At 49.0% G+C, this 23,439-nt stretch carries 21 protein-coding genes and 2 tRNA genes; 17 read left to right on the forward strand and 6 right to left on the reverse strand.

Features of this window, described 5'->3' with window-relative positions:
* The 5 genes from ACZOWY_RS06275 to ACZOWY_RS06295 form a co-directional block, all read right to left on the reverse strand.
* Positions 1 to 1,104, reverse strand: a 1,104-nt coding sequence (locus ACZOWY_RS06275; RefSeq protein ID WP_484393819.1) for a polyamine ABC transporter substrate-binding protein, incomplete at its 3' end; no start/stop codon positions are given.
* A gap of 395 nt (positions 1,105 to 1,499) precedes the next feature.
* Positions 1,500 to 2,564 carry a polyamine ABC transporter substrate-binding protein gene (locus ACZOWY_RS06280; protein ID WP_484394209.1) on the reverse strand — a complete coding sequence of 355 codons (1,065 nt, stop codon included), beginning with the start codon at positions 2,562 to 2,564 and terminating at the stop codon, positions 1,500 to 1,502.
* A 216-nt stretch (positions 2,565 to 2,780) separates the two neighbouring features.
* Entirely contained in the window at positions 2,781 to 3,575 is a 795-nt protein-coding gene (locus ACZOWY_RS06285; protein WP_484393824.1) for an ABC transporter permease, read from the reverse strand.
* Entirely contained in the window at positions 3,556 to 4,413 is an 858-nt protein-coding gene (locus ACZOWY_RS06290; protein WP_484393829.1) for an ABC transporter permease, read from the reverse strand. The genes ACZOWY_RS06285 and ACZOWY_RS06290 overlap by 20 nt, the downstream gene beginning before the upstream one ends.
* Before the next feature lie 12 nt (positions 4,414 to 4,425).
* Entirely contained in the window at positions 4,426 to 5,424 is a 999-nt protein-coding gene (locus ACZOWY_RS06295) for an ABC transporter ATP-binding protein (RefSeq protein ID WP_484393834.1), read from the reverse strand.
* A gap of 568 nt (positions 5,425 to 5,992) precedes the next feature.
* Here ACZOWY_RS06295 and ACZOWY_RS06300 point away from each other — a divergent pair.
* From ACZOWY_RS06300 to ACZOWY_RS06345, 10 genes are all read left to right on the forward strand, one after another.
* Complete coding sequence (locus ACZOWY_RS06300) at positions 5,993 to 7,234, forward strand: Glu/Leu/Phe/Val family dehydrogenase (protein WP_484393838.1); 1,242 nt, start codon at positions 5,993 to 5,995, stop codon at positions 7,232 to 7,234.
* 242 nt (positions 7,235 to 7,476) lie between these two features.
* Complete coding sequence (locus tag ACZOWY_RS06305; protein WP_484393843.1) at positions 7,477 to 8,661, forward strand: aminotransferase-like domain-containing protein; 1,185 nt, start codon at positions 7,477 to 7,479, stop codon at positions 8,659 to 8,661.
* A 108-nt stretch (positions 8,662 to 8,769) separates the two neighbouring features.
* On the forward strand, positions 8,770 to 9,135 hold the full coding sequence (locus tag ACZOWY_RS06310; RefSeq protein WP_484393848.1) for a LapA family protein: 366 nt from the start codon (positions 8,770 to 8,772) through the stop codon (positions 9,133 to 9,135).
* Positions 9,136 to 9,200: 65 nt separating this feature from the next.
* Positions 9,201 to 11,963 carry a DNA polymerase I gene (gene polA, locus ACZOWY_RS06315; RefSeq protein ID WP_484393852.1) on the forward strand — a complete coding sequence of 921 codons (2,763 nt, stop codon included), beginning with the start codon at positions 9,201 to 9,203 and terminating at the stop codon, positions 11,961 to 11,963.
* Positions 11,964 to 11,979: 16 nt separating this feature from the next.
* A complete protein-coding gene (gene coaE / locus ACZOWY_RS06320) occupies positions 11,980 to 12,579 on the forward strand; it encodes a dephospho-CoA kinase (RefSeq protein ID WP_484393856.1) in 600 nt (199 codons plus the stop codon).
* A gap of 75 nt (positions 12,580 to 12,654) precedes the next feature.
* On the forward strand, positions 12,655 to 13,386 hold the full coding sequence (locus ACZOWY_RS06325) for a lytic transglycosylase domain-containing protein (RefSeq protein ID WP_484394214.1): 732 nt from the start codon (positions 12,655 to 12,657) through the stop codon (positions 13,384 to 13,386).
* A 183-nt stretch (positions 13,387 to 13,569) separates the two neighbouring features.
* Positions 13,570 to 14,151 carry a DUF8052 family protein gene (locus ACZOWY_RS06330; protein ID WP_484393860.1) on the forward strand — a complete coding sequence of 194 codons (582 nt, stop codon included), beginning with the start codon at positions 13,570 to 13,572 and terminating at the stop codon, positions 14,149 to 14,151.
* A 111-nt stretch (positions 14,152 to 14,262) separates the two neighbouring features.
* A complete protein-coding gene (locus tag ACZOWY_RS06335) occupies positions 14,263 to 15,981 on the forward strand; it encodes a carbon starvation CstA family protein (RefSeq protein ID WP_484393864.1) in 1,719 nt (572 codons plus the stop codon).
* A 69-nt stretch (positions 15,982 to 16,050) separates the two neighbouring features.
* Positions 16,051 to 16,136 (forward strand) — tRNA-Leu (locus ACZOWY_RS06340).
* Positions 16,137 to 16,228: 92 nt separating this feature from the next.
* Positions 16,229 to 16,315: transfer RNA gene (locus ACZOWY_RS06345), tRNA-Leu, on the forward strand.
* A 42-nt stretch (positions 16,316 to 16,357) separates the two neighbouring features.
* Here ACZOWY_RS06345 and ACZOWY_RS06350 read toward each other — a convergent pair.
* Complete coding sequence (locus ACZOWY_RS06350) at positions 16,358 to 17,494, reverse strand: glycosyl hydrolase family 18 protein (RefSeq protein ID WP_484393869.1); 1,137 nt, start codon at positions 17,492 to 17,494, stop codon at positions 16,358 to 16,360.
* A gap of 151 nt (positions 17,495 to 17,645) precedes the next feature.
* On the opposite strand from ACZOWY_RS06350, the gene ACZOWY_RS06355 reads away from it, so the two are divergent.
* The 7 genes from ACZOWY_RS06355 to ACZOWY_RS06385 all read left to right on the forward strand — a co-directional run bounded on the left by ACZOWY_RS06355 (position 17,646) and on the right by ACZOWY_RS06385 (position 23,322).
* Positions 17,646 to 18,881 (forward strand): MFS transporter, encoded by a 1,236-nt coding sequence (locus tag ACZOWY_RS06355; protein ID WP_484393874.1) that lies wholly within the window; start codon positions 17,646 to 17,648, stop codon positions 18,879 to 18,881.
* 113 nt (positions 18,882 to 18,994) lie between these two features.
* Positions 18,995 to 19,549, forward strand: coding sequence for a gamma carbonic anhydrase family protein (locus ACZOWY_RS06360; RefSeq protein WP_484393878.1), 555 nt, complete (start codon positions 18,995 to 18,997; stop codon positions 19,547 to 19,549).
* Between the two features lie 23 nt (positions 19,550 to 19,572).
* The gene (locus ACZOWY_RS06365; protein WP_484393882.1) at positions 19,573 to 20,475 is read left to right on the forward strand and encodes a hypothetical protein; all 903 of its coding nucleotides are present in this window, start codon (positions 19,573 to 19,575) and stop codon (positions 20,473 to 20,475) included.
* Positions 20,388 to 20,945, forward strand: a complete 558-nt coding sequence (locus ACZOWY_RS06370) for a peptidylprolyl isomerase (protein ID WP_484394218.1) — start codon at positions 20,388 to 20,390, stop codon at positions 20,943 to 20,945. Before ACZOWY_RS06365 ends, ACZOWY_RS06370 begins: the two co-directional genes overlap by 88 nt.
* Before the next feature lie 123 nt (positions 20,946 to 21,068).
* The gene (locus ACZOWY_RS06375) at positions 21,069 to 21,269 is read left to right on the forward strand and encodes a cold shock domain-containing protein (RefSeq protein ID WP_321127932.1); all 201 of its coding nucleotides are present in this window, start codon (positions 21,069 to 21,071) and stop codon (positions 21,267 to 21,269) included.
* Between the two features lie 242 nt (positions 21,270 to 21,511).
* A complete protein-coding gene (locus ACZOWY_RS06380; RefSeq protein WP_484393884.1) occupies positions 21,512 to 22,861 on the forward strand; it encodes a lipase family protein in 1,350 nt (449 codons plus the stop codon).
* 80 nt (positions 22,862 to 22,941) lie between these two features.
* Positions 22,942 to 23,322: a desulfoferrodoxin family protein gene (locus ACZOWY_RS06385; protein ID WP_484393889.1), complete on the forward strand. Its 381-nt coding sequence runs from the start codon at positions 22,942 to 22,944 to the stop codon at positions 23,320 to 23,322.
* The last annotated feature ends 117 nt before the right edge of the window (positions 23,323 to 23,439 follow it).

Consider the following 23,439-nt stretch of genomic DNA (forward strand, 5'->3'; position numbering starts at 1 on the left):
CTTCAATTCTGTCCAGCAACGGTCATACAACTCTATGGCGTCACCAACGTCATCTGTCCATTCGGAGTTTCCAATGTAATCTTTGGCGGTTTTCAGAATGGGGTCGTTTTTGAACTCTTCGCTGTGATATGGGGCTGCTGCCAGGTTAGGATCGTTATAACCGATATATTCATAGTTCTTGGCGCTGACTTTGGGATCATACAGGTAATTGATGAATTCCTGGGCCAGGGCTTTGTTCTTGGCGCCTTTGGGGATGGCAAAGCAGTCGGCCCAGATGCCGGTGCCTTCTTTGGGAACCACAAAGCCAATATTGTTGTTTTCCTTGAAGCTGAAGTAAGCGTCGCCGCTCCACATGGTGCCGATCCAGGCTTCTTCCGCAATAAATTTCTGCTTGATGGTATCCGTGTCGTAAGCCAGGATGTTGGGAGACAGGGCTTTCAGGTCTTTCATGCATTCTGCCAGATGGTTTTTATCCACGCTGTTCAGGGAGTGTCCGTGCATCTTCATGGCAAAACTGATGACTTCCCGTACGTCGTTCAGCAGTACTACGCGACCCTTGTAGGCCGGGTTCCACAGATCCCGCCAGGAAGTAGGCGGCGTTTTTACGTATTTTTTATTATAAGCGATGCCCGTGATGCCCCAGGAGTATACAACGGAATGGGTTCCGGTGGGGTCATAGGCAGGTGCCTGTAAGTCTTTGATAAGGTTTTTTGTATTGGGAATCTTGCTCAGGTCCAGTTCTTCGAGCAGGTTGAGTTTCAACATGGTCGTAACCATATAGTCGCTGGGCTGGATCACGTCATAGCGTGCTCCGCCAGCCTGAATTTTAGCCAGAAGTTCTTCGTTGTTGGCAAATACGTCATAGTTAATCTTGCAGTTGAATTTCTTCTCGAAATCTGCCAGAACTTCGGGGTCAAAATTATCAGCCCAGCTGAACAGGTTGAGTACTTGCTTTCCTTCAGCATTTTTTGCAGGTTCGGCCGGTTTTGCGGGTTCTTCCTTTTTCACAGGTTCCGCAGGTTTATCCGCCTTCTTTTCCGGTCCGCCGCAGGCTGTCAGCAAAAGTACCAAAAAACAGAACAACAGAACAAGATTTTTTTTCATTTTATAAAAACTCCTCCTTTTCTCCATACTGGCAGCCGAAACTGCACCACCAGTAAGCCAGTTTGCAAATATATTGCAGACACATTATATCATATTTATTGATTCTGTGCATATTTTTCTTACAAGGAGAAAAAAACAGCGCCAAAAGTTTCATTTCAGAGGGCGACGTTGTAACGTCGAAAGTAACAATTAAAACCACTTCAGACATCTGTTTGGACGGAATGAAAGTTCAGACTTGTATTGTTCCAATAAAAAAGAACAGCTCCGGTTACTTCCCTCTGGGGGTTCCCTTCGAATTGTCCCTTGACAAACCATAAGCCCACTTGCGGGCAGGTCGGCGATGCAATTCGGGGGAGAGGGGGAATAACCGGAGCGTAATTATATACTCGTTACTATTATTTACCTGTCTTTAGTTCTGTCCAGTACTTGTCATACATGGTAATGGCGTTTCCGATGTCATGGAGCCATTCTCCCTTGTCAGCCTGGCTGTTAGCCTGTTTCAGGATCGGGCTGTCCACAACTTCTTTCTTCTGCAGCGGAATGGCTTTGGCGTTGGCGTTGGGTACGCGGATATAATTGAAGTTCCGGGCGCTGACCTGGGGGTCGTAGATGTAATTCAAGAACTTCAGTGCCAGTTCTTTGTTTTTGGCACCTTTGGGGATGGCCATGTTGTCGGCCCAAATCAGGGTGCCTTCTTTCGGTACGCAGAACTCAATGCTGGGATTGTCAAAGTTGCAGAAAGAGGCGTCGCCGCTCCACATCTGGGCAATCCAGGCTTCTTCGGCAATCATTTTCTGCTTATTATTTTCCGTATCATAGGCCAGCACGTTGGCATTCAGCTTTTTCAATTCGTTGAAAGCAGCTTCCACTTCTTTCGGGTCGGTACTGTTGTTGGATTTACCCAGTTTCTTTAGCGCAAGGCTGAATACTTCCCGGTTGTCGTTTAACAGGATAATGTGTCCCTTGTATTCAGGCTTCCACAGGTCGGCCCAGCTGGTAATGGGATCTTTCACATATTTTTTGTTATAGGCGATACCGGTGATGCCCCATACATAGGGAATGGCAAATTCTTGTTTCTTGTCATAATCCGGATGCTTCAGGCTGTCGATCAGGTTGGCTGCGTTAGGCAGTTTGCTGTGGTCCAGCTTTTCCAGCATGTTCAGCTGGATCATGGTGGTCACCATGTAGTCGGAAGGCTGGATGATGTCGAACTGGGCGCCGCCGGCCTGCATCTTGGCCAGCAGTTCTTCGTTGTTGGAATACACGTCATAATTGACACGGCAGTTGTTGGCTTTTTCAAATTCGGCCAGGACCTGGGGATCGAAATAATCGGCCCAGCTGTAGATGTTCAGTACCTGGGCTTCAGCTTTTTTGCCGGAATCCTTAGGCGCGTCGGCTTTTTTGTCACCGCCGCCGCAGCCGGTCAGTACGAACGTAAAGCATACAACGAGTAAGAGCATCAGGGTAATTTTTTTCAAATCGTATCAACCTCTTTTCTTGTTAACTTTAAGATCCGTTTCCAATGGAAACAAATTTCAGGTTCAGATGTTATGTCGCTTTTGTTTTTACGTCAACCAATAATCAATCACTAAAGCTGGGAGAGCATACTCTCAGGGATCGCGTCGTCTGTACAAAATAAACTCATTTCACAGCATCCCTCCTTTTTAGTAGTCAGTTTAATCTTCCGCTTTTGCCTTGTGGCTGGGCTGCAGAAACTCCGCCAGCAGCACCAGGATAATTTCTACTGCCATCATCAGGGTAGACAGGGCATTAATTTCCGGCGAGATACCCCGTTTTACCATGGCGTAGATATATAGCGGCAACGTGGTGGAGTTGGGGCCGGCCACGAAGAAGCTGATAACGAAATCATCAATGGAGAGGGTAAAGGCGATCAGGGCACCGGCTACGATGCCAGGCATGATCAGGGGCAGGGTCACATAGCGAAAGCACTGCCACGGAGTGGCGTACAGGTCGCTGGCTGCCTGTTCGTAGTCGCTCCGCATGCCGTCCAGGCGGGCGCCGACCGTGATGACAACAAAAGACAGGCAGAAGGTGATATGGGCCAGGATCAGGGAACCTTTGCCCAGAGGGATGTGGGCCTGGGAGAACAGTACCAGCAACGACAGCCCCATGACGATTTCCGGAATTAAGATGGGAAGGTATACCAGACCGTTGATGACGCTCTGCATCTTGAATTTGTACCGGTGCAGAGCGATGGCGGCGATGGTACCCAGGGTGGTGGAAACGATGGTGGAGGCAAAGCCGATGACCAGGGTATTGATCAGGGCCTCCAGAACCCGTCGGTTGTTGAACAATTGCTCGTACCACCGGAAAGTGAAGCCGGTCCATACTGCATTGATACGGGAGTCGTTAAAGGAATACATGGCCAGAATGATCAGAGGCACATATAAAAAGGCCAGAATGACCAGAGAATAGGCTAACAGCAAGTGACTACGCCACGTTTTTTGCATTTTCCGCACCTCCGTTCTGCGCCTGGATGGCACGGTAATAGAGGATGATCAGAAGCAGCGAAAGAACTGCCAGCACGATGGACAGGGCCGAACCGAAGGGCCAGTCACGGGCTGACAGGAACTGGTTCTGAATCAGGTTGCCCACTAAAGCTGACTTGGCACCGCCCATGACATCAGGTACGACGAACATACCCAGAGAGGAGATAAACACCAGGATGGTCCCGGCAGCCACCCCGGGCATGGTCAGGGGCAGGGTAATCTTCCGAAAAGCAGTAAAGGGAGCGGCTCCCAGATCGGAAGCAGCTTCCAGCAGCCTACGGTCCAGCTGTTCGATGGAAACGTAAATCGGCAGGATCATGAAGGGCAGCAGAGAGTAAATCATGCCCAGCATTACGGCGCCTTCGTTATATAACAACTGCAGTGGCTGCTCGATAAAACCGGCCTTCATTAAAAAAGTATTCAGTACGCCCTGAGCCCGGAGGATGATGACCCACGCATAGGAACGAATCAGGAAGTTGATCCAGAAGGGAATCATGCACAGGATCAGTCCCGGCTGCTGCCAGCGTTTAGGTAGCTGGGCGATGTAATAGGCCAGGGGATACCCCATGAGAATGGTCGCCACGGTGGTGACCAGGGCTACCAGCAGGGTCTGTCCGAAAATGGAAAGATATAAAGGCTCCAGGAAGCGGATGTAGTTATTCAGGTTCCAGTTGAAGACCACCTGGCCGTAGGGGGTGCGGGCGGCAAAGGAAACTGCTACTACAATGAGCATGGGGATGATAAAGAAAATCCCCAGCCACAGCATGGAAGGAGCAATCAGTAATTTACCGTTTTTCATGTTTCTGCCTTCCTATTCTTTTTCCACTTTCACACCGTCACGGTCATACCACCAGATACCTACCCGGTCATCGGCCTGCCAGCGGTGCACGTCATCAAAATACTGGTAGGCGATGACGGTCTGGTTCGTGTTGTCGAGACGGATGAAGACTTTGTCGATGGTGCCGTAAAAGACGATGTCAACTACGGTGCCAAAGAATTTAGGCTCCGGATGATCCGGTTTTTCCTCCTCTTCCGGACAAAGGTTCAGCTTTTCCGGGCGCAGCGCAAAGGTATCGTTGCCGATATCAAAGAAATTACTTTCGCCGATGAAGCGGGCAACAAAGGTATTCTTCGGATGATGGTAGATGCCGTTGGGATCTCCGTCCTGCTGAATAACGCCATCGTGCATGATGACGATGCGGTCGCTCATAGTGAGGGCTTCTTCCTGGTCGTGGGTGACGAAGACAAAGGTCAGGCCAAGGCCACGCTGCAGGTTCTTCAGTTCCAGCTGCAGTTTTTTGCGTAATTGGTAATCCAGGGCGCCCAGGGGTTCATCCAGCAACAGTACCTTGGGACTGTTTACCAGGGCCCGGGCAATGGCTACCCGCTGCTGCTGGCCGCCGGACATCTGAGAGGGGTAACGGTCCCGGAACTGTTCCAACTGGGTCAGGTACAGTACCTGATTAATGCGTTCCTTGGCTTCATCGTTGGGTACGCCCTGCATCTTCAGACCGAAATGGATATTCTCCGTTACGGTCATATGTGGGAACAACGCATAGTTCTGAAACACCATATTGACATTGCGTTTATAGGGCGGCAGTTTGGTAATATCTTTGCCGTCCAGGATGACACGGCCGGTAGTAGGGGTCTCCAGACCGGCTATCATACGCAGCAGTGTAGTCTTGCCACAGCCGGAGGGGCCAAGCAGTGTTACAAATTCACCGTCATTGATGGTAAGGTCTAACGTAGGGATAATAAGATGCTCGCCAAACTTTTTGGTAATCCCTTCCAAACGGATTAATTCATTCATTGCAATCACAACCTTTCCTGAGAAACCGCTGGCAGGCGGTTTCTGCCAAGTAATAGTCAGGGAACTGAGGTTACAGACAGATATCTGCTTCACTCTTCCCCGGGCAGGAAAGCCATTTGGAAATTGAAATTTCGGGCAGGCTGACCCAATTTACATTCTGTTATTATTTGTACTTGCATTATACATGCAAAAGTCTGTGATAGCAATGTTTTTTTTGTAAAAAAAATATTTTTTTAAAAATGTTGCTAACCCGCATATCTGCAAGGCTTGGCAGGGGAGAATTTTTCATATGGACAACGCTTTTTTCGCCACTGTTTTTTCCGGAATTTATTGTAATGAAAAAAGCTTTCTCCGAAAGCTTTTTGCGTATAAACAGTAAGAAGGAGAACGGAGGCTATCCGGGAGCGAAATTCAATGTAAAGAATTTTACATTGCGGGATATATGTGCTATAATAAAAACAATAAAAATGTTGCAATATTTCTGCGATATTTCGATGCAGTGTACTCAACCTGCCCAGGTTATAGAAAGAAACAGATACATATTTTTTAATGTAAGGAGGAGTTTATCATGGGACTGATCGAGCAATCTATGATTCCGCTGAACAAAGCCATAAAGGCAATGAAGCTGGATCCTGGCGCTGCCGCTATTATTGCGGTACCGGAAAAGACTACGGAAGTACATATTCCGGTCCGGATGGATGACGGATCTGTACAGGTGTTCACCGGGTACCGGTGCCAGCACAGCACCATTATGGGACCGGCCAAGGGCGGCGTGCGGTATCATACGGCTGTCAATATGGACGAAGTGAAGACCCTGGCCTTCTGGATGACCTGCAAGTGCGCAGTGGCAGGCCTTCCTTACGGAGGTGGCAAGGGCGGCATTATCGTAGATGTGTCGAAATTATCAGAACGGGAATTGGAGGCCCTGACCCGCGGCTACATTGACAAGATTGCGGGCGTTATCGGCGAAAAGAAAGATATTCCGGCTCCGGACATGAATACCAATGCCAAAATCATGGGCTGGATGATGGATGAATACAGCAAAATTACCGGTCAGTATGAGCCCGGTTTCATCACCGGTAAGGATATTTCCGTAGGCGGCTCTCTGGGACGTACGGCTGCCACCGGCCGTGGTGTGGTAACCGCAGCACTGGAAGCGCTGAAAGTAAAGGGTATGAAAGTAAAAGGCGCGACCGCTTCCGTACAGGGCTTTGGCAATGTTGGCAGCTGGACCGCAAAACTGGCCTTTGACGAAGGCATGAAGATTGTAGCTGTCTCCGATGTATTTGGCGCGGTTTACAACAAGAAAGGCATCGATCCCTATAAATTGGCTGAGTATACTGCTGCCAGCAAGGATCACAGTGTAGTGGGCTATCCTGATGCGGAACCGATTGAAAAGGAACTGGTTCTGGAACAGAAGGTCGACGTACTGTTCCCCTGCGCCATGGAAAACCAGATTACCAAAGAGAATGCCAAAAAGATTAAAGCCACCATCATCTGCGAAGGCGCTAACGGCCCCACCACTCCGGAAGCAGATGAGATCCTGGACAAGAAAGGCGTCTTTGTGGTCCCTGATATCCTGGCCAACGGCGGTGGCGTAACAGTGTCTTACTTCGAATGGGTTCAGAACCTGTACCGGTTTTACTGGACGGAAGAAGAAGTGAAAAACCGTCAGATCGATATGATGGTTAAGGCCTTCAAGGAAGTGTACGAACTGTCTCAGGAATACAAGGTGTCCATGCGTGTTGCTGCTTATATCGCGGCGCTGAAACGTCTGGCTGTGGCCATGAAGTTCCGTGGAATGTATTAATTACTGTAATTGTTAAAAAGTAAATATGAATTGTTAAAAAGTAAATAAAAAAGCACCGAAGATTGTCCTGGAAGGGCTTGTCCCATCGGTGAGTTTCAGGCAGCAAAAGCAAAGCCGGATGCTGCCGTAGCGAGCCGGGAGAGGGAAGGACATCTCCGGTGCTTTTTCGTTTTCTTTGTTGACACTGTATTTTCCAAGTGATAAAATTTTTAATATATAATTATGAAAGAGGGGATTTTATTATGGAATACAAATTCGCATCACGTATGGACCGGATGAAGGCATCCGAAATCCGTGAACTGTTAAAGCTGACGGCTCAGCCGGACATCATTTCGTTTGCAGGCGGACTGCCGGCCAAGGAACTGTTCCCGGTGAAGGAAATTGCCCAGGTTTCCCACGATCTGGTAGAAAAAGAAGGCCAGCAGCTGCTGCAGTATGCGACCACCGAAGGCCGTCCTACCCTCCGGGCCAAGATTGCCAAACGCATGACGGAAAAATACGGTACCCCGGTCGTGCCTGACGATATCCTGATTACCACCGGCTCTCAGCAGTGTCTGGACTTTGCCGGCAAACTGTTTCTGGACCCCGGCGACGTGGTGCTGTGCGAAAGCCCGTCCTACCTGGGCGCGCTGAACGCATTTAACGCTTATCAGCCTGTTTTTAAAGAAGTTCCTACTGACGGAGAAGGCATTATTCCGGAAGAGCTGGACAAAATTCTTGCTACCACTCCGAAATGCAAATTTATTTATGTAATTCCTGACTTCCAGAATCCTACCGGCATTTGCTGGAGCCTGGAACGCCGTAAAAAATTCATGGAAGTTATCAACAAATACGATATCCCGGTTTTTGAAGATAATCCGTACGGGGAATTACGTTACAGTGGAACGGCGTATCCGACCCTGAAGTCCATGGACACCAAGGGCCTGGTTTCTTTCCTGGGCACTTTCTCCAAGATTTTCTGCCCCGGTCTCCGTCTGGGCTGGATTGCGGGGCCACATGCCATCGTAGAAAAATTTGTGATGATTAAGCAGAGCGCGGACCTGCATACTTCAAACTTTGACCAGGGCGTGGCCGATGCTTATATGGATACCTATGATCTGGATGCCCATGTGAAGGAAATTGTGGAACTGTACGGTCATCGCCGTGACCTCATCCTGAAGACTATGGAAGATGAGTTCCCGGCCGGTGTGGAATTCACCCGTCCGGATGGTGGTCTGTTCCTGTGGGTGACCGTGCCGGAAGGTGTCAGTGCCCGCAAGGTATTTGACAAGTGCATCGAGCAGAAGGTAGCGGCGGTTATCGGCGACGCTTTCTATCCCAATGACAAGACAGACCGCAGCCTGCGCGTGAACTATTCCTGTATGCCCGACGACAAAATCGTGGAAGGCGTAAAGCGCATGGCCAGAGCTATTAAAGAGTGCATGTAAATACAGGAAGAAACGAAGCCGGATGACAGAGCTTCAGTTTAGAAGAAGCTGCTGACAAAAGCCGCAGGCCTTTATCGTTAGGGAAAAGAGGTTGACGTTATGCCGTTTATGATTGTAAGTGCAATTGTTGCTGTATTGGTCGCAATTCTGGCTATCCAGAATTCCATGATGGTGGATCTTACGCTATTTATGTGGAGCTTCCGCCTGAATCTGGTACTGGTGGTGCTGATTTCGGTTATCTGCGGTCTTTTGTTGGGAATCGTCTGGGGTATTACCGTCAAGACACGCAGCATGTGGCAGAATCGCAAGCTGAATGAACAGATTGCCCTTTTGGAAGATGACAAACGAATCCTGCGGGACAAAGTGGAGCAGTTGATCAAAGCCCAGGGCGGTGTGCTGGATCCGGCGGATACGACGACTACTCCGGCAACGCCGGTAAGCTCCGGTTCCACTGCTGACCCGGCTGCAAAATAAATTTTAAGAATCAGTACAGGCGATAGGTTACGGTTATCGCCTGTTTTTTTACCAGGAGAAATACCATGGCTGACAAATTTTTGGTAATTGACGGAAGCAGTCTGATCCACCGGGCTTTTTTCGCCCTGCCGCCTCTGACTAACCGGAAAGGGCAGCATACAGGCGCCGTATACGGGTTCCTGCGCATGTTTCACAAATTGCTTTTGGACGTGAAGCCCCGCTGGGTGGTTGCGGCCTTTGATAAATCCAGGAAGACCTTCCGCAGCAAACTGTTCGCTGATTATAAAGGGCAGCGTAAACCTACGCCGCCTGAACTGAAGGAACAGTTTCCCATGTGCATGGAGGTATTGCAGGCCATGGGGATTCCGGCATTGGAAATGGATGACTACGAAGCGGACGATATTATCGGTACCTTTGCGAAAAAGGCAGATCCGTCAGTTGAGGTGTATATTGTTACCGGCGACCGGGACGAACTGCAACTCATTGACGGGCGCACCCGTGTCATGTACACGAAAAAGGGAATATCCGATATTAAGTTATATGATGAAGCTGCCTTCATGGAAGACTATGAAGGTCTTGCTCCGTTGCAGCTCATTGATCTGAAAGGGCTGATGGGGGATACGTCTGACAATATTCCCGGCGTGCCCGGGGTAGGACCGAAGACCGCACTGAAGCTGATTGCGGAATATGGCAGCGTGGAAAATGTGCTGGACCATATAGATGAAGTGAAAGGTAAAAGCCTTAAGGAAAAACTGGCCGGCAATCAGGAGCAGGCGTTGCTTTCCAAAGAACTGGCCACGATTTATACTGATGTGCCGAATCTGGATTTGGCACTGGATGCCTATGCCCTGAAACCGTTGGAGGATAAAGCCCGTCAGAAGATGCTGGAACTGGAGTTTCGTGGTTTCTTTCAACAATTCGGTCAGATTATGGGTACTGTGCCAGGGCTTGCAGACGGCAGTGAAGGAGCTTCTTCTGTTGCGAAAGGGGAGACCACTGCCGGTCTGTCAGGTAATCAGGATGCGGCCTCGCAGGGAGAGGTATCTCTGTTTGCTCCTGCTGAAAATCATACGCAGGTGTTTCAGGACGGAACCGCTGTAGAGGTTCCGGAGAATGGCATGAGCAGCCTGTTTGGTACGGTGGTGCCTGCCGCAGCAGTAAAACAGATAGATACAGCGGGGCAGTGGCAGGAAGAGGCGGTTGCCATGGATGCTGCCGGGGCTGTATGGTTCATAGCGGAAACTGCCGGGGAGATTCCGAATCTGCAGTTTGTCAGCGCCCGCCTGCTTTATAACGGGCAGGAATATCTTTTAGGCGGCCCGGAAGCGCTGGCGGCGTTTACCCGATGGCTGGGGTCTGCCCCTAACCCTAAGGGGACGGCGAACAGTAAGGAAGTGTTCCGGACCTGTTTCTGTCAGAACGTGGAACCCCGGAACATAATAGAAGACATTACGCTGGCGGCGTATCTGGATGATCCGGGCCGCAGCGGTTATGCCCTGACCGATCTGGCCTGGCATTATCTGGGACAGGACCGGACGCCGGACTGTCACACGCTGGTCCGGGTGGCGGAGACAGTACGGAAGTCCCTGCAGGATAAGGAACTGATGAAATTATATAAAGAGATTGAACTGCCCTTGGCTCCTGTGCTGGCCCGTATGGAACTGGCAGGAGTGACGGCAGATGAAAAGAAGCTGGATGAGGTCAGTCATGAGATTGCCGGACGAATCCGGGGCTTGGAGGAACTGGCGAAAGAACAGGCTGAGGATCCGGACTTTAATCCCAACTCCCCCAAACAGCTTGGTGTTGTTTTATTTGAAAAACTGGGTCTGCCCGTTATTAAAAAGACGAAGACAGGGTATTCTACCGATGTGAAAGTACTGGAGGAACTGAAGGGAAAGCACCCGCTGGTAGATACCATTCTGCAGTTCCGTGTACTGGCCAAGCTTCAGTCCACCTATCTGGAAGGGATGAAACCACTGATCAACAAAACAACGGGACGGATCCATACCCATTTCCGGCAGACTGTTACGGTAACGGGGCGTCTTTCCAGTACAGACCCCAATCTGCAGAACATTCCCACCCGTACGGAAATCGGCAGAGGAATCCGGGCTCTGTTTGTGCCGGGTTCCGGGTACGACTGGCTTATGTCCTGCGATTATTCCCAGATTGAGCTGCGAATTCTGGCCCATGTGGCACAGGATCCCCTGATGCTGGAATCCTTCCGGGAGAATCAGGACGTACATGCCCGTACGGCCAGTGAAGTGTTCGGCGTACCCCTGGACCTGGTATCCCATGAGATGCGCAGCCGGGCCAAAGCTGTCAATTTCGGCATCGTATACGGTATCAGCGATTTCGGGCTGGCTGTGCAGCTGGGTTGCAGCCGCCAGGAAGCAGGGGATTTTATCAGGAATTATCTGGCCCGGTATCAGGGCGTAAAGGATTACATGGAACGGATGAAAACGGAGGCGCGTAGTCAGGGCTATGTGGCCACCCTGCTGGGACGACGCCGGTACCTGCCGGACATCAACAACCGGAACTTCAACCTGCGCAGCTTTGCGGAACGTACAGCTATCAATACCCCTATTCAGGGTACTGCGGCAGATATTATGAAACTGGCCATGCTCCGGGTGGACGCGGCGTTGCAGAAGTCCGGCCTGGAGTCGCGGGTACTGCTGCAGGTACATGACGAACTGGTTTTGGAAGTAAAAGAAGCGGAACGGGAAGCCACAGCGGCGTTGGTACAGACGGAAATGCAGAACGCCTTTAAACTTGACGTGCCGTTGCTGGCAGAAGTAAATTACGGTAAAGACTGGGCCAGTGCGAAATAAGGGAAAGTGTGAAATTATGATAGTTATTGGTTTGACCGGTGGAATCGGCAGCGGAAAGAGCACGGTATCCTCGTATATGAAAACGTTGGGTATCCCCGTGTTCGATGCAGATGAATCCAGCCGCAGGTCGGTAAAGAAAGGAAGCATTTGTCTTCAAAGAATCAAGGCATTTTTCGGCCCGGAGTGTCTGCTGGAGAGTGGGGAACTGAACCGGCCCTGGGTGGCTGACAGGGTTTTTCACGATAGATCCTTGTTGAAGCAATACGAAAAAATCGTCCAGGACCAGGTGTGGGACGATGCGCAGCGGTTTCTGGCGGAGCAGCGTGAAAAGAATGCGATGGCAGTGGTACTGGATGTGCCGTTGCTGATCGAGTGCGGCTGGCATAAAAAAGTGGACAGTGTGTGGCTGGTGAAAGTGCCGAAGGAAGTGCAGATACAGCGTGCCATGCTCAGGGACGGGGCAACGAAAGAAGCGGTGACAGTCCGTATCAATGCCCAAATGTCCCTGGAAGACAAAGAAAAATTTGCGGATGTTGTAATTGACAACAGCGGTTCGATTGAAAGGACCAAAGCCCAGACGGCAGTACAACTGGAAAGGGTTTTGGGAACTGTTTGAGCAATATATAATTGTATAAAACGGGAAACGTTTTATAGTGGCTTTTGGTTAGACGGATGGGAGTCCGGAGTTTTGGTGGAAAAGAAGGCAAAGCAGACTAAAAAGAGAACGCTGGTAACGTCGTCGCAGCCGGAGCCGAAGGTGGAAAAAGCCGGAAGCCGGCGTGTGCGGCGGAAGCACCGCCCTGTTAAACGAAAAGGAACGGATGCAGAGAAAAGAGCGAGCAGCAGGCGTATGTGGATATACGTACTGCTGCTTCTTGTGGTTATATCTTTTTCGGGCTGGCGGCTTTGGCGCAGCGATGCGGTACAGATGCGGTTTGTGTATATGTGGCCTTACCAGAATGAAATCGTTACCTATGCCCGGCGTAACGGCATAGATCCGTTTCTGGTGGCCGCAGTCATTAAGAACGAAAGCGAGTTTAAACCGGGGGCCGTATCGCCGGTGGGGGCCATCGGTATGATGCAGATTATGCCCGAAACCGGGGAATGGATCGCCAAACAGATGGGACTGGAAGGGTATTCCGTCCACTCGTTGTATAATCCGGGCATTAATATCCGCATGGGCTGTTGGTATCTTTCCGAATTGAAATACGAGTTTAAAGACAATCTGTTTCTGATGATGATGGCTTACAATGCTGGCAGGGGGAACACCCACGGATGGATGAATGCCAACGGCTGGGACTACAACTTTGGGGAAATCAGCAAGATTCCTTATCCGGAGTCTCGAAATTATGTGGCATCCGTGTTGTATGACAGAGATGAGTATTATCGTTTATATAAAGATAAAGTGGAAACGGGCAGGTAAGGCGTGTTTCCTTAAATGAAATGTAATAATTATACTGTTTTGTAAAATGTGAAATAAAATTCACGATTTTTTTACAGAAATAGAAATGATAGCCATATTTTTTAAATAAATTGTAGACTGCGATGGACAGATGTGATATAATTTTCCCAATTTCAAAGAAGCTTTTTGATAACAGGAATGTGTATGGATAATAAAATAGAAACAGTAATCGAACGTCTTCTGTACGGTTACCGGCGTTACTACAACGTGACGCGGTTTGACGGTGGATATAATCCGCCGCCGGAAGAGTTTAAGGGGATTTGTGAAGCAGGAAAACTGACACCTCCGGTTCTGCCGGGGGATGTTTGTTTTGTTGCCCTCTGTGAATACTACGAAAGAGCGGAACAGTATTTTCTGTTCCAGCGTAACGAACTGTGGGCGACCCATCAGGAAGAATTTATTTTTATGTTTTCTGTTCCGGTGCTCACGTTGAACATGTTTGAGGTCTGCCGGAATTATGCTTATGAAGAAGGTATGAAGCTGGCCCATATAGGACCGGGTCATATGTACACATATATTTCGCCGGTTCTTGTCTGTGAAACAGCAGAACCGGATGCGGTAAAAGCATTGGAAAAATGCAAGATATATAAATCGTTCAGGTTTTCCTTCCATGGATGGATGGATTTTCATGCAGCTTGTTTTGAGGCGTCAAAACAGAAACTGCATTTTAATCATAGCGGTCTTTGTATGAAGAAGAATCTGGAAAAAGTATTAGGGTTACGCTGATTCTTTCCTGGAATAATGTAATTATTAAAGGAAAGGAAAACTTAGGAAACAGCGTTTTCCCGGAAGCGCATATGCCAGGCGTTTCCGTAAAAAAGTAAGGGAGGATTTATTGTGAACACACTGGTATTACTTCTTATCGGCATAGCCGTACTGTTCTGCGGTTACGTCATGTATGGCGGCTGGCTGGTCAAACAGTGGGGCGTTGGGGAAGGAGACATTCCAACACCGGCCCATACATTGGAAGACGGCGTGGACTATGTGCCTGCCAAAGCTCCTGTACTGATGGGGCATCATTTTTCGTCTATTGCCGGTGCAGGCCCCATTACCGGCCCGATTGGCGCAGCCATGTTCGGTTGGTTGCCTGTGACCCTGTGGATTCTGGTGGGTGGCGTATTCTTCGGCGGCGTACATGACTTCGGTGCCCTGTTTGCGTCGGTACGTCATAAAGGTCAGTCTATCGGTGAAGTTATTTCTGCCAACATGTCCCGCCGGGCAAAACGTCTTTTCATTATTTTCTCGTATCTGACCCTGATCCTGGTTGTTGCGGCCTTCGCAGCTATCGTAGCATCCACTTTTGGCGCCAAAGTGGTAAACGGCGCTATAGACTACAAAGCCAGCGCTACCAACGCTTCCGTGGCGATGGTATCCATTATGTTCATCCTGATTGCCATCGTGTTCGGCTTTGCTGTATACCGCCGTCATGCTTCCATGATGACTTCCACTATTTTAGGTATAGTTGCTATCGTACTTTGCATGGCTATCGGCATGAATTTCCATCCGTTCTATTTTACCACCAAGACCTGGATGTGGATCATCGGCCTGTACATCACCATTGCTTCCGTAACGCCGGTCTGGATTCTGCTGCAGCCCCGTGACTACCTGAGCTCCTTCCTGTTGTATGCTATGCTGATCGTAGCTATCGTAGGTATCGTAGGCGCCCATCCCGATATCGACCCGAAACTGTTCCCGGCTGTGACCGGTTTTGCTGTAGACAACGGCAACGGTGTACAGTTGCTGTTCCCGATTCTGTTCACCACCGTAGCCTGCGGCGCTATTTCCGGTTTCCATTCCCTGGTTTCTTCCGGTACCACCTCTAAACAGTTGGATAAGGAAAGCGACGCCAAGCCCATCGCTTACGGCGGCATGCTGCTGGAATGCGTACTGGCCATCATCACCGTCTGCGCTATCGCTTATGCCCGGACAACCGGTCACACCAAAGGCGCCACGGACATTTTTGCCGGCGGCATCGCAGCTATGGTTGCTGCTATTCCCGGTCTGGAAGGCATGGAAAATTCCTTCTACACCCTGTTAGTACTGACCTATTCCGCATTCTGCCTGACCTCTCTGGATACGGCTACCCGTCTGGCCCGCTTCATGTTCCAGGAATTCTGGCTTGAACCCGGTGAGACTGTGCGTGATGTAAAGGGCGGTTTCCGTTCCTTTATGGTTAATCCTTATTTTGCTACCATCCTTACCGTAGTGCTGGGCGTTCTGTTAGGCCTTAACGGTTTTGCTAAAATCTGGGGTCTGTTCGGTGCTGCCAACCAGCTGCTGGCCGGTATCGGTTTGCTGGCAGTGGCAACCTGGTTGGGCAATGCGGGCAAGAACAACAAGATGTTCCTGTTCCCTATGACCTTCATGCTGATCGTAACCATCTGCTCCCTGTTCCTGACGGTTCGCAACCAGCTGGGCATCATTGCCAAAGGCGCTGCAGACTGGGGCCCGTATGCACAGGCCGGCATCGGCACGCTGCTGGTGATTTTGGCGTTTGTGCTGGCGATTGAAGGATACCAGACCATTGCTCATCCTAAAGAGATTGCAAAGAGATAATCTGTAAAAAAGCATTGACGAAGCTTGTCAAGTATGCTAATATAATCACGTTGCAAACTAATGCTTCCCGCGGTTGTGGTGGAACGGCAGACACGCCACTTTGAGGGGGTGGTGAGGGTAACCTCGTATGGGTTCAAATCCCATCAACCGCACCATAAGTATTAATTTGAAAATCGTAAAAAAGTTCTTGACAGAATTCAGAATTTGTTGTATATTGAATAAGCGTTCTGATGAATGTCAGAAACATGCGGTAGTGGCGGAACGGCAGACGCGCTAGCCTCAGGAGCTAGTGGGGGTTGACCCCGTGGAGGTTCAAATCCTCTCTACCGCACCAATTAAAAATGAAGACCCTGCGTTTTGCGCAGGGTCTGTTTTTTTATTTGTTTTTTGTTTCATTTTTTATATCATTTCCTGATTTGGTTTTGTTTTCTTTATCAGACTTCTCCTCTTTCAGTTTTTCTTCCAGCATGGGCCAGATCTCCGGTTTTTCAAATCCATACCGCCAGCTGGCCACGCCACCCAGTCCGTATGTTTTGACCAGACTTGCCTTGTGTTCCAGGCTGGTTATGTTTTCCTGCCAGAATGAATAAGGGACATCGTTCTCCATATAGGAAACATAGGTTACCTTTTCTTTATCCAGCCAACGGCAGCGGAAGGTTTCGTCGTTAGCTTTTTCGGACATGATTTTTTCTGCTCCGGGCATGTTCAGGGTCTTGGCGAAAAAGCGCTTTTTATCTTTGTCGTAGTGCCAAAGACGCATATACAGAGGGATACCCAGTACCAGTTTATGGGCTGGTACTTCTTCCAGGGTGTTTTTGATGCCACGTTCCACCCAGTCATAACCTGCCGTGGGGCCGGCTTCCGGACTGGCACCGGAATACTGGTCATAAGCCATCACCATCATGTAGTCAAGATGTTCCGCCAGTGCTTTCCGGTCAAAGCAAAGGGACCAATTGGGACTGCCTTTTGGCACGGTTACGTCCATGCTCAGAATCAGTTTATCCTGCTGTGTGGCTTTCCGGATCTGCTTTACAAATTCTGTAATCCGGTCTTTATCCGCTTCGTAAATATGCTCAAAGTCCAGGTTGATACCGTCGAACTTGTGCTTCTGGTATTGCTGGCGCAATTGTTCGATGACATATTTCCTTGCATTTTCATCGTCCAACAATTTTTTGGTGCGGTCCGGCTTGAATCCGTTGGTGATCAGGGGCCAGACCTGATAGCCTTTGGCGTGGGACAGTTCCACGTAGCCTTCTATGCTTTTGTCCTGTAGTTTTCCAAATTCATTGTCGATAACATACCAACAGGGGGAGACTACGTTGACGCCGGGAACTTTGTCCAATGCAGAAAGATCCACTTCCGGCTTATGGTCGTGCTGCCACACCAGATTGATTTTATAAGGCAGCGGCGGCTTGGGCACCGGAGTCTGCGGTTTTTCTTTGGTGCAGGCGGTACAGGCCAGGCAGTTCATGATCAGGAATGTGATAAAGAGATGTGCAAGTGTCTTTTTCATAAAAAGTATGTCTCCGTAATATACAATATGGGCAGTTTCAGCCGAAGCTAATATCATTATACCAAAAATCTTGTATGACGAAACAGGTGAAAGTGTTTTATTTCAAAAATTCTTATGTTATAATGTATAAACGAATACGGCGGTGATTTATATGTTTTTGCTGGATGAGCGCGGACGCGGTTCTGTAAATTGGAAAAAGAACCTGATCGTGCTTTGGGTGGGCGTGTTTCTGGCCTGTGCCAGTTTTACTGCCTGTATTCCTTTTTTGCCTGTTTATTTGCAAAAAGAATTGCATGTACCCCCGGATCAGTTGAATTTCTGGTCCGGTCTGGTGTACGCGGTTACTTTTATGGGTGCTGCCTTTATGGCGCCTTACTGGGGTGCCTGGGCTGACCGGGTAGGGCAGCGTAAAATGGCTATCCGGGCCGGGTTTGGTCTTGCTGTGACTTATATGCTGGGCGCCATAGTCCAGACAGCTCCCCAGATGCTGGCTGTACGTGTCCTGACGGGACTAATCAGCGGTTTTGTTCCTGCTTCCATGTCTCTGGTGTCTTCAACGCTTCCCAAAGAAAAACTGGGATGGGGCATGGGATGGATGCAGGCAGCCCTGGCCAGCGGACAGATTCTGGGACCGTTGATGGGCGGTTACCTGTCCGTGTGGTTTGGTATGAGGACTTCTTTTTTCGTAGGTTCCGGTTGCTTGTTTCTTGTTACATTATTGGTGATTTTTTTTGTCAGGGATATTCCTATCAGCAAAGAGTCTGCCCGGCAGCAGATGCATGTTATCCGTGATCTGACACTGGCCCTGCATAACCGCGGTCTCCTGTATGTCATGTTTATGTTTTTTCTGGTGCAGACCTGTATCATGACGGTTCAGCCACTGATTACGCTATATGTGGAAGAACTGATGGGCAGTGCGGGAGACGCATCCGTTACCATGAGCGGCTGGATATTTTCCCTGGCCGGTATTGCGGGTATTATCGCTTCACCTTATTGGGGAAAACGGGGACAACGTTGTGGCTTTGTGAAGACACTGTGTCTTGTATTGTTCTGTGCAGGCTGTGTGAATTTATGTCAGGTTTTTGTGAGAACAATCTGGGAATTTGCAGCAATCCAGTTTATCTACGGCTTGTTCCTGTCCGGGGCGGTGCCTAATATTAACTCCACATTGGTTGAAGTGACGCCCCGGGAAATGCGCGGCAAGGCATTTGGCCTCACCACTTCGGCGCAGCAGTTCGGCGGTGTGGTGGGTCCGTTATTAGGAGGCTTTTTAGGCGACTTCATACCGACAAAGTTTGTACTGTTTTTTACGGGCGTGGTTTTGCTATTGGCTGCAGTATATACGGCTGTGACAAGATTGCGCAAAAGCAGGGGATACCTTGGATAGAACACCGGTAAGCTCCTGATTAACTGGTAGGAGCGGGAGTAGTTTTATTGTTAGATAACAGGCTCGAGCCTGATGAAAGAGTTAGAGTTTAAAATATTAAGGAGGTTTATTACATGTTAAGAAAATTTAAGGGAATCAGCCCGGATGTTGACGCGAAAGCCCATGTATTCGAAAGCGCAGATGTTATCGGTATGGTTAAAATGAAAGAATACTCCAGTGTATGGCCTAATTGCACGATACGCGGAGATGTAAACCGTATTGAAATCGGACGGTATTCCAATATCCAGGACAACAGTTGTCTCCATGTGGCAGACCGCTATGCCTGCATCGTGGGTGACTTTGTAACGGTAGGTCATTGCGCCACCCTGCATGCCTGCACTATTGAAGACCATGTGCTGATCGGCATGGGCTCTGTTGTCCTCGATGGTTGTGTAGTAGGGACCGGAAGCGTGATTGCCGCTGGTGCGGTGGTAACCAAGGGAACAATTGTGGAGCCATATTCCCTGATGGCTGGCATTCCGGCAAAATGCATTAAAAAGTTGCCGGCAGGAAATTTGGACACAATCCATCATCAGGCTATCAAATATAAGACCCTGTGGACGGAAGGTTATGGCATCCTGCCTGATGCCGATGGTGAAGCCTATCACGGCGAAAAGATTATGGACTGATATCGGGAGATTGTTTGTGAGTTATGGCTAAAAGGGAAAATAAATTTGCGAAGACGGTGCGGCGGGAAGAGGTATCCAATGAAAATTTCGGATTGGGCAGGCCTTTCTATTTTGACGACTGGTTCAACCGGATTGCCATCATGGGTACACTGGCTGCTACCATCATTCTTCTGATTTTCCGTCAGGTAACGGGAACTGAGACAGGCAGCATTATGCTGGACGGTGTCAGCTATGCTGCAGGTTTTTTCTTTGCCTACCTGATCGGCCGGGAGGTAGACCCGGAACCGGGACGGGAATGGGGCGCCTTGCTGGGCGCGTTTATCACATTGGGGCTGGAAGCATTTCTGGGTGTGGATATTAACGGCGTCATTGGTTTGCTGTGGGTGTTGTTCATCTGCCGGATGTTTAACCGGACTTCCGGCTCCCGGCACCGCATTGGGGATAACGCCATTATCTTAGGTTCTGCATTCTGGATGGGATATATAGGTTACTGGCTGTTCCCCGTCATCACGGGTATCTGTTATGTTTTGGAAAGCCAGATCAAAGGCGGCTATTACCGCAGTCTGTATCTGGCCGGCGTTGCCTTTGCCATTTGCGTCATTACCGGCCGCAATACGGAAGTTCCGGTTCTATCGGTAAATTATTTGTATTTGATGGGTATCGCTTTCATCCTGTTCCTGCCTCAGCTGACTGTGGCAGGGTTCAGTACGGCCCGGGATGACCGGAATAACCGTTACCTTGTCACCTCTCGCCTTCAATGTACTCAGGCAGTATTTCTGATTGCTGTGGGCCTTCTGATTTATTTCGGGGGTAATGCGGCCGGTATCATCTTCCTGCCCTGTATCGGTACAGCTGTCGGCACAGGGTTGTACCTGTTGGTTTACCTGTTGAAGAGAAAGCAGAAAATGGAAAAAGGAGAATTATAATGACAGAAAGAAAAATACAGTTTACTACTAACAAAGGTATTTTTGTGGCACAGATGTTTGAAGAAAAAGCTCCGAAGACAACCAAAAATTTTATTGACCTTACGGAAAAGGGCTTTTATAACGGTCTGATTTTTCACCGTGTTATCGATGGTTTTATGATTCAGGGCGGCGATCCTACCGGCACGGGTGCTGGCGGTCCGGGATATAAGATTGAAGATGAATTCGGCGAAGGGCTGGTGCATGACGGAGAAGGAATTCTTTCCATGGCCAATGCCGGTCCCAATACCGGTGGCAGCCAGTTCTTTATCACATTGTCACCCACTCCCTGGCTGAACGGGCATCATGCTGTGTTTGGTAAAATCATCAAGGGGATGGATGTGGTACATGAGATCGGAGCGGTAGCGACAAATTTCCGGGACAGGCCTCTGGATCCTGTGATTATGGAAAAAGTAGAAGTGTTGAAGGAATAATTTGGAATAACTATAATTTTCTGCAAACATTTTACTTGCATATTTGCTTCCTTTGTCATATAATATGAACGTTGGTGAGAGAATAAATCACCGGCTAAAGTATTTTTTTAGGAGGCCCGCAAGATGACAGGCAAAGTAAAATGGTTTAATGCAGAAAAAGGTTATGGTTTTATTGAACGTGAAGACGGCGGCGATGTATTCGTACATTTCTCTGCTATTCAGGTTGAAGGCTACAAAACTCTGGAAGACGGCCAGACTGTTGAATTCGACGTGGTGGAAGGCAGCCGCGGCGAACAGGCAGCTAACGTTGTTCCTGTAAAATAATCTGTTTGGAAAGATTTTCTACAGATCCATTCGCATGAACCAAAGGGCATTTCCTGAGAAGGAAGTGCCCTTTTATCTTATGAGTTATTCTTTTGTTTGAGGGAAGCATTATGAAAAGAATCATATTGGCAGGTATGCTCCTTATAATGTTTTTTTCTGTGTACCTGCCGGCGTCTGCTGAAATACCTCAGGGGAGCCTTATGTTTTCGCCGGAAGATACAAAAGAGATAAGGCAGCGGAAAATGGAATATAACAAGGCTTATTCCATTCTTTTTTCCACCATAGCCTCTTCGGCAGCATATGCGCCGGAGAATGGGATAGAGATGGCTTATCTGCACGGTCATGGCTGGGATTTTACACCGCATCGGATCACGGACGGAAAAACGACGGTCCATTTTATTACCGCAAAAGGATGTACGGCTGCCGGAAGACCGATGTACGTAATATCTTTCCGGGGCAGTGCGGAAAAGAAAGACTGGGCTGCGGATTTTGTGACGGGGCAGGTCGTTTATGGCGGTAATACTCTGGAAGAAACGGAAAGAATAGCCGGCACCCGTCCCGGTGGAACAAAAGACAGGGAAATGGTAAAAGTAACGGCAAAAAAGGCCGGTACTACAACATTGCCTAAAGTGCACAAGGGATTTAACAGTTATGCAGATCTTTCTCTGCGCATGCTGCTGGATTCCGTTTCGTATGAATTTCTGCAGCAATACCGTGGGGAAAAAGACGCGCGCCTGCTGTTGACCGGTCACAGCCTGGGAGGTGCGGTCGCAACAATTGTGGGACAGCGGTTAATTGATTTTGGCTTTGATCCGGACAGGATTCAGGTAATTACCTTTGGCGCACCCGCTGTTGGGAATAAAGCGTTTAAACAGATATATGGGAACCGCCTGGACCTGATTCGTGTTACGAATACGCAGGATCCTGTACCGCTGGTATTGCAGGCAGTGCTGCGTAATTACAAACAGTTTGGGGAAGAAGTACGGTTTCGGATTCCCAAAACATTCAACAATATGAATCATTTCCTGCATCTGTATCTGGATTCAGGTCTGAAAAGCTATTATAGTGCCGTTGACAACGCTGTTGCAGAAGGAATTATGCAGGACTGGCCGGATATGCGGTACAGTGCCAAAGGCCGGCCTGTAATTGTATTACATGTTGAAGGAAACGGTACGGTCAAAAAGGATGGAGGTGCATCTGATATAGAAACTTCCATGGAATTGCTGGAACGTTTCATGCTGAACGAATATAAAGCCCTGTTTCCTAATTATGTAATAGTACGGGATCCCGCTGATCCCTATGAAGCAATGCGGAAATATAAAGCGAAATATCTGTTGCAGCTGAAGTTCCATGCAGATACCAATCAGCATAATAACAACTGGTTCCTTACCGTAGAACAGACATTGTCAGATAAAAACGGAAATCTGCTGTCTTCCGGCAGCGCGGCGAAACGGACTTCTCCCTTGGCAGGAAATATCCTGGCAGCGATGGAAGTGTCAGAGCTTCAGAAATCTGAACTGTTACAACAGATGCCGTGGCTGAAAGACGATATGATAAAACGAAAGGAAAACGCATCGGGGAAAGGCCGCTGAAAACAGTTTAAATTCATTAGACATCTGCCCGAGCTATGGTGTATAATAATATTGAAATAGTATGCTAAGGAGGGATTGCTATGGATTCAAGGTTTTACAGCTGCCGTAAATGCGGCACAATCGTTGGTCTGGTGGAGGGCTCTCCCACAGGGTTGGCTTGTGACGGCGAACCCCTGGAAATGATGCGGGCCAACAGCGTAGACGCTTCCCGGGAAAAACATGTGCCTGTGGTGAACGTGGCGGAATCTATTGTTTCTGTTAAGATTGGCAGCGCGGAACATCCCATGACGGCGGCTCATCATATCAGCTGGATTTATTTGCAGACCCAGAAAGGCGGGCAGCGCCGGGCCCTCACCATTGACGATAAACCCGAAGCGCAGTTTGCCCTGGTAGACGGGGATAAACCTGTGGCCGTGTTTGCGTACTGCAATCTCCACGGGCTGTGGGTGACGGAACTGTAATATTAGTAAGTAATTACATAAACACAAGCGGCCGGAGAAAACATCGCAAAACCGTAAATGATTGCTATTTCACGGACTCATGTGCCTGTGGCTTCGAAACCCGGGGCTTCGCCCCTC

The organism is Succiniclasticum sp., assembly GCF_056977735.1.

Coding starts and splice junctions, on each gene's coding strand:
- ACZOWY_RS06280 (WP_484394209.1), bottom strand. CDS start 2,564: ATGCTCTTACTCGTTGTATGCTTTACGTTCGTACTGACCGGCTGCGGC.
- ACZOWY_RS06330 (WP_484393860.1), top strand. CDS start 13,570: ATGGATAATAAAATAGAAACAGTAATCGAACGTCTTCTGTACGGTTAC.
- ACZOWY_RS06295 (WP_484393834.1), bottom strand. CDS start 5,424: ATGAATGAATTAATCCGTTTGGAAGGGATTACCAAAAAGTTTGGCGAG.
- ACZOWY_RS06365 (WP_484393882.1), top strand. CDS start 19,573: ATGGCTAAAAGGGAAAATAAATTTGCGAAGACGGTGCGGCGGGAAGAG.
- ACZOWY_RS06355 (WP_484393874.1), top strand. CDS start 17,646: ATGTTTTTGCTGGATGAGCGCGGACGCGGTTCTGTAAATTGGAAAAAG.
- polA (WP_484393852.1), top strand. CDS start 9,201: ATGGCTGACAAATTTTTGGTAATTGACGGAAGCAGTCTGATCCACCGG.
- ACZOWY_RS06380 (WP_484393884.1), top strand. CDS start 21,512: ATGGAATATAACAAGGCTTATTCCATTCTTTTTTCCACCATAGCCTCT.
- ACZOWY_RS06290 (WP_484393829.1), bottom strand. CDS start 4,413: ATGAAAAACGGTAAATTACTGATTGCTCCTTCCATGCTGTGGCTGGGG.
- ACZOWY_RS06285 (WP_484393824.1), bottom strand. CDS start 3,575: ATGCAAAAAACGTGGCGTAGTCACTTGCTGTTAGCCTATTCTCTGGTC.
- ACZOWY_RS06305 (WP_484393843.1), top strand. CDS start 7,477: ATGGAATACAAATTCGCATCACGTATGGACCGGATGAAGGCATCCGAA.
- ACZOWY_RS06300 (WP_484393838.1), top strand. CDS start 5,993: ATGGGACTGATCGAGCAATCTATGATTCCGCTGAACAAAGCCATAAAG.
- ACZOWY_RS06350 (WP_484393869.1), bottom strand. CDS start 17,494: ATGAAAAAGACACTTGCACATCTCTTTATCACATTCCTGATCATGAAC.
- ACZOWY_RS06385 (WP_484393889.1), top strand. CDS start 22,942: ATGGATTCAAGGTTTTACAGCTGCCGTAAATGCGGCACAATCGTTGGT.
- ACZOWY_RS06360 (WP_484393878.1), top strand. CDS start 18,995: ATGTTAAGAAAATTTAAGGGAATCAGCCCGGATGTTGACGCGAAAGCC.
- coaE (WP_484393856.1), top strand. CDS start 11,980: ATGATAGTTATTGGTTTGACCGGTGGAATCGGCAGCGGAAAGAGCACG.
- ACZOWY_RS06310 (WP_484393848.1), top strand. CDS start 8,770: ATGATTGTAAGTGCAATTGTTGCTGTATTGGTCGCAATTCTGGCTATC.
- ACZOWY_RS06375 (WP_321127932.1), top strand. CDS start 21,069: ATGACAGGCAAAGTAAAATGGTTTAATGCAGAAAAAGGTTATGGTTTT.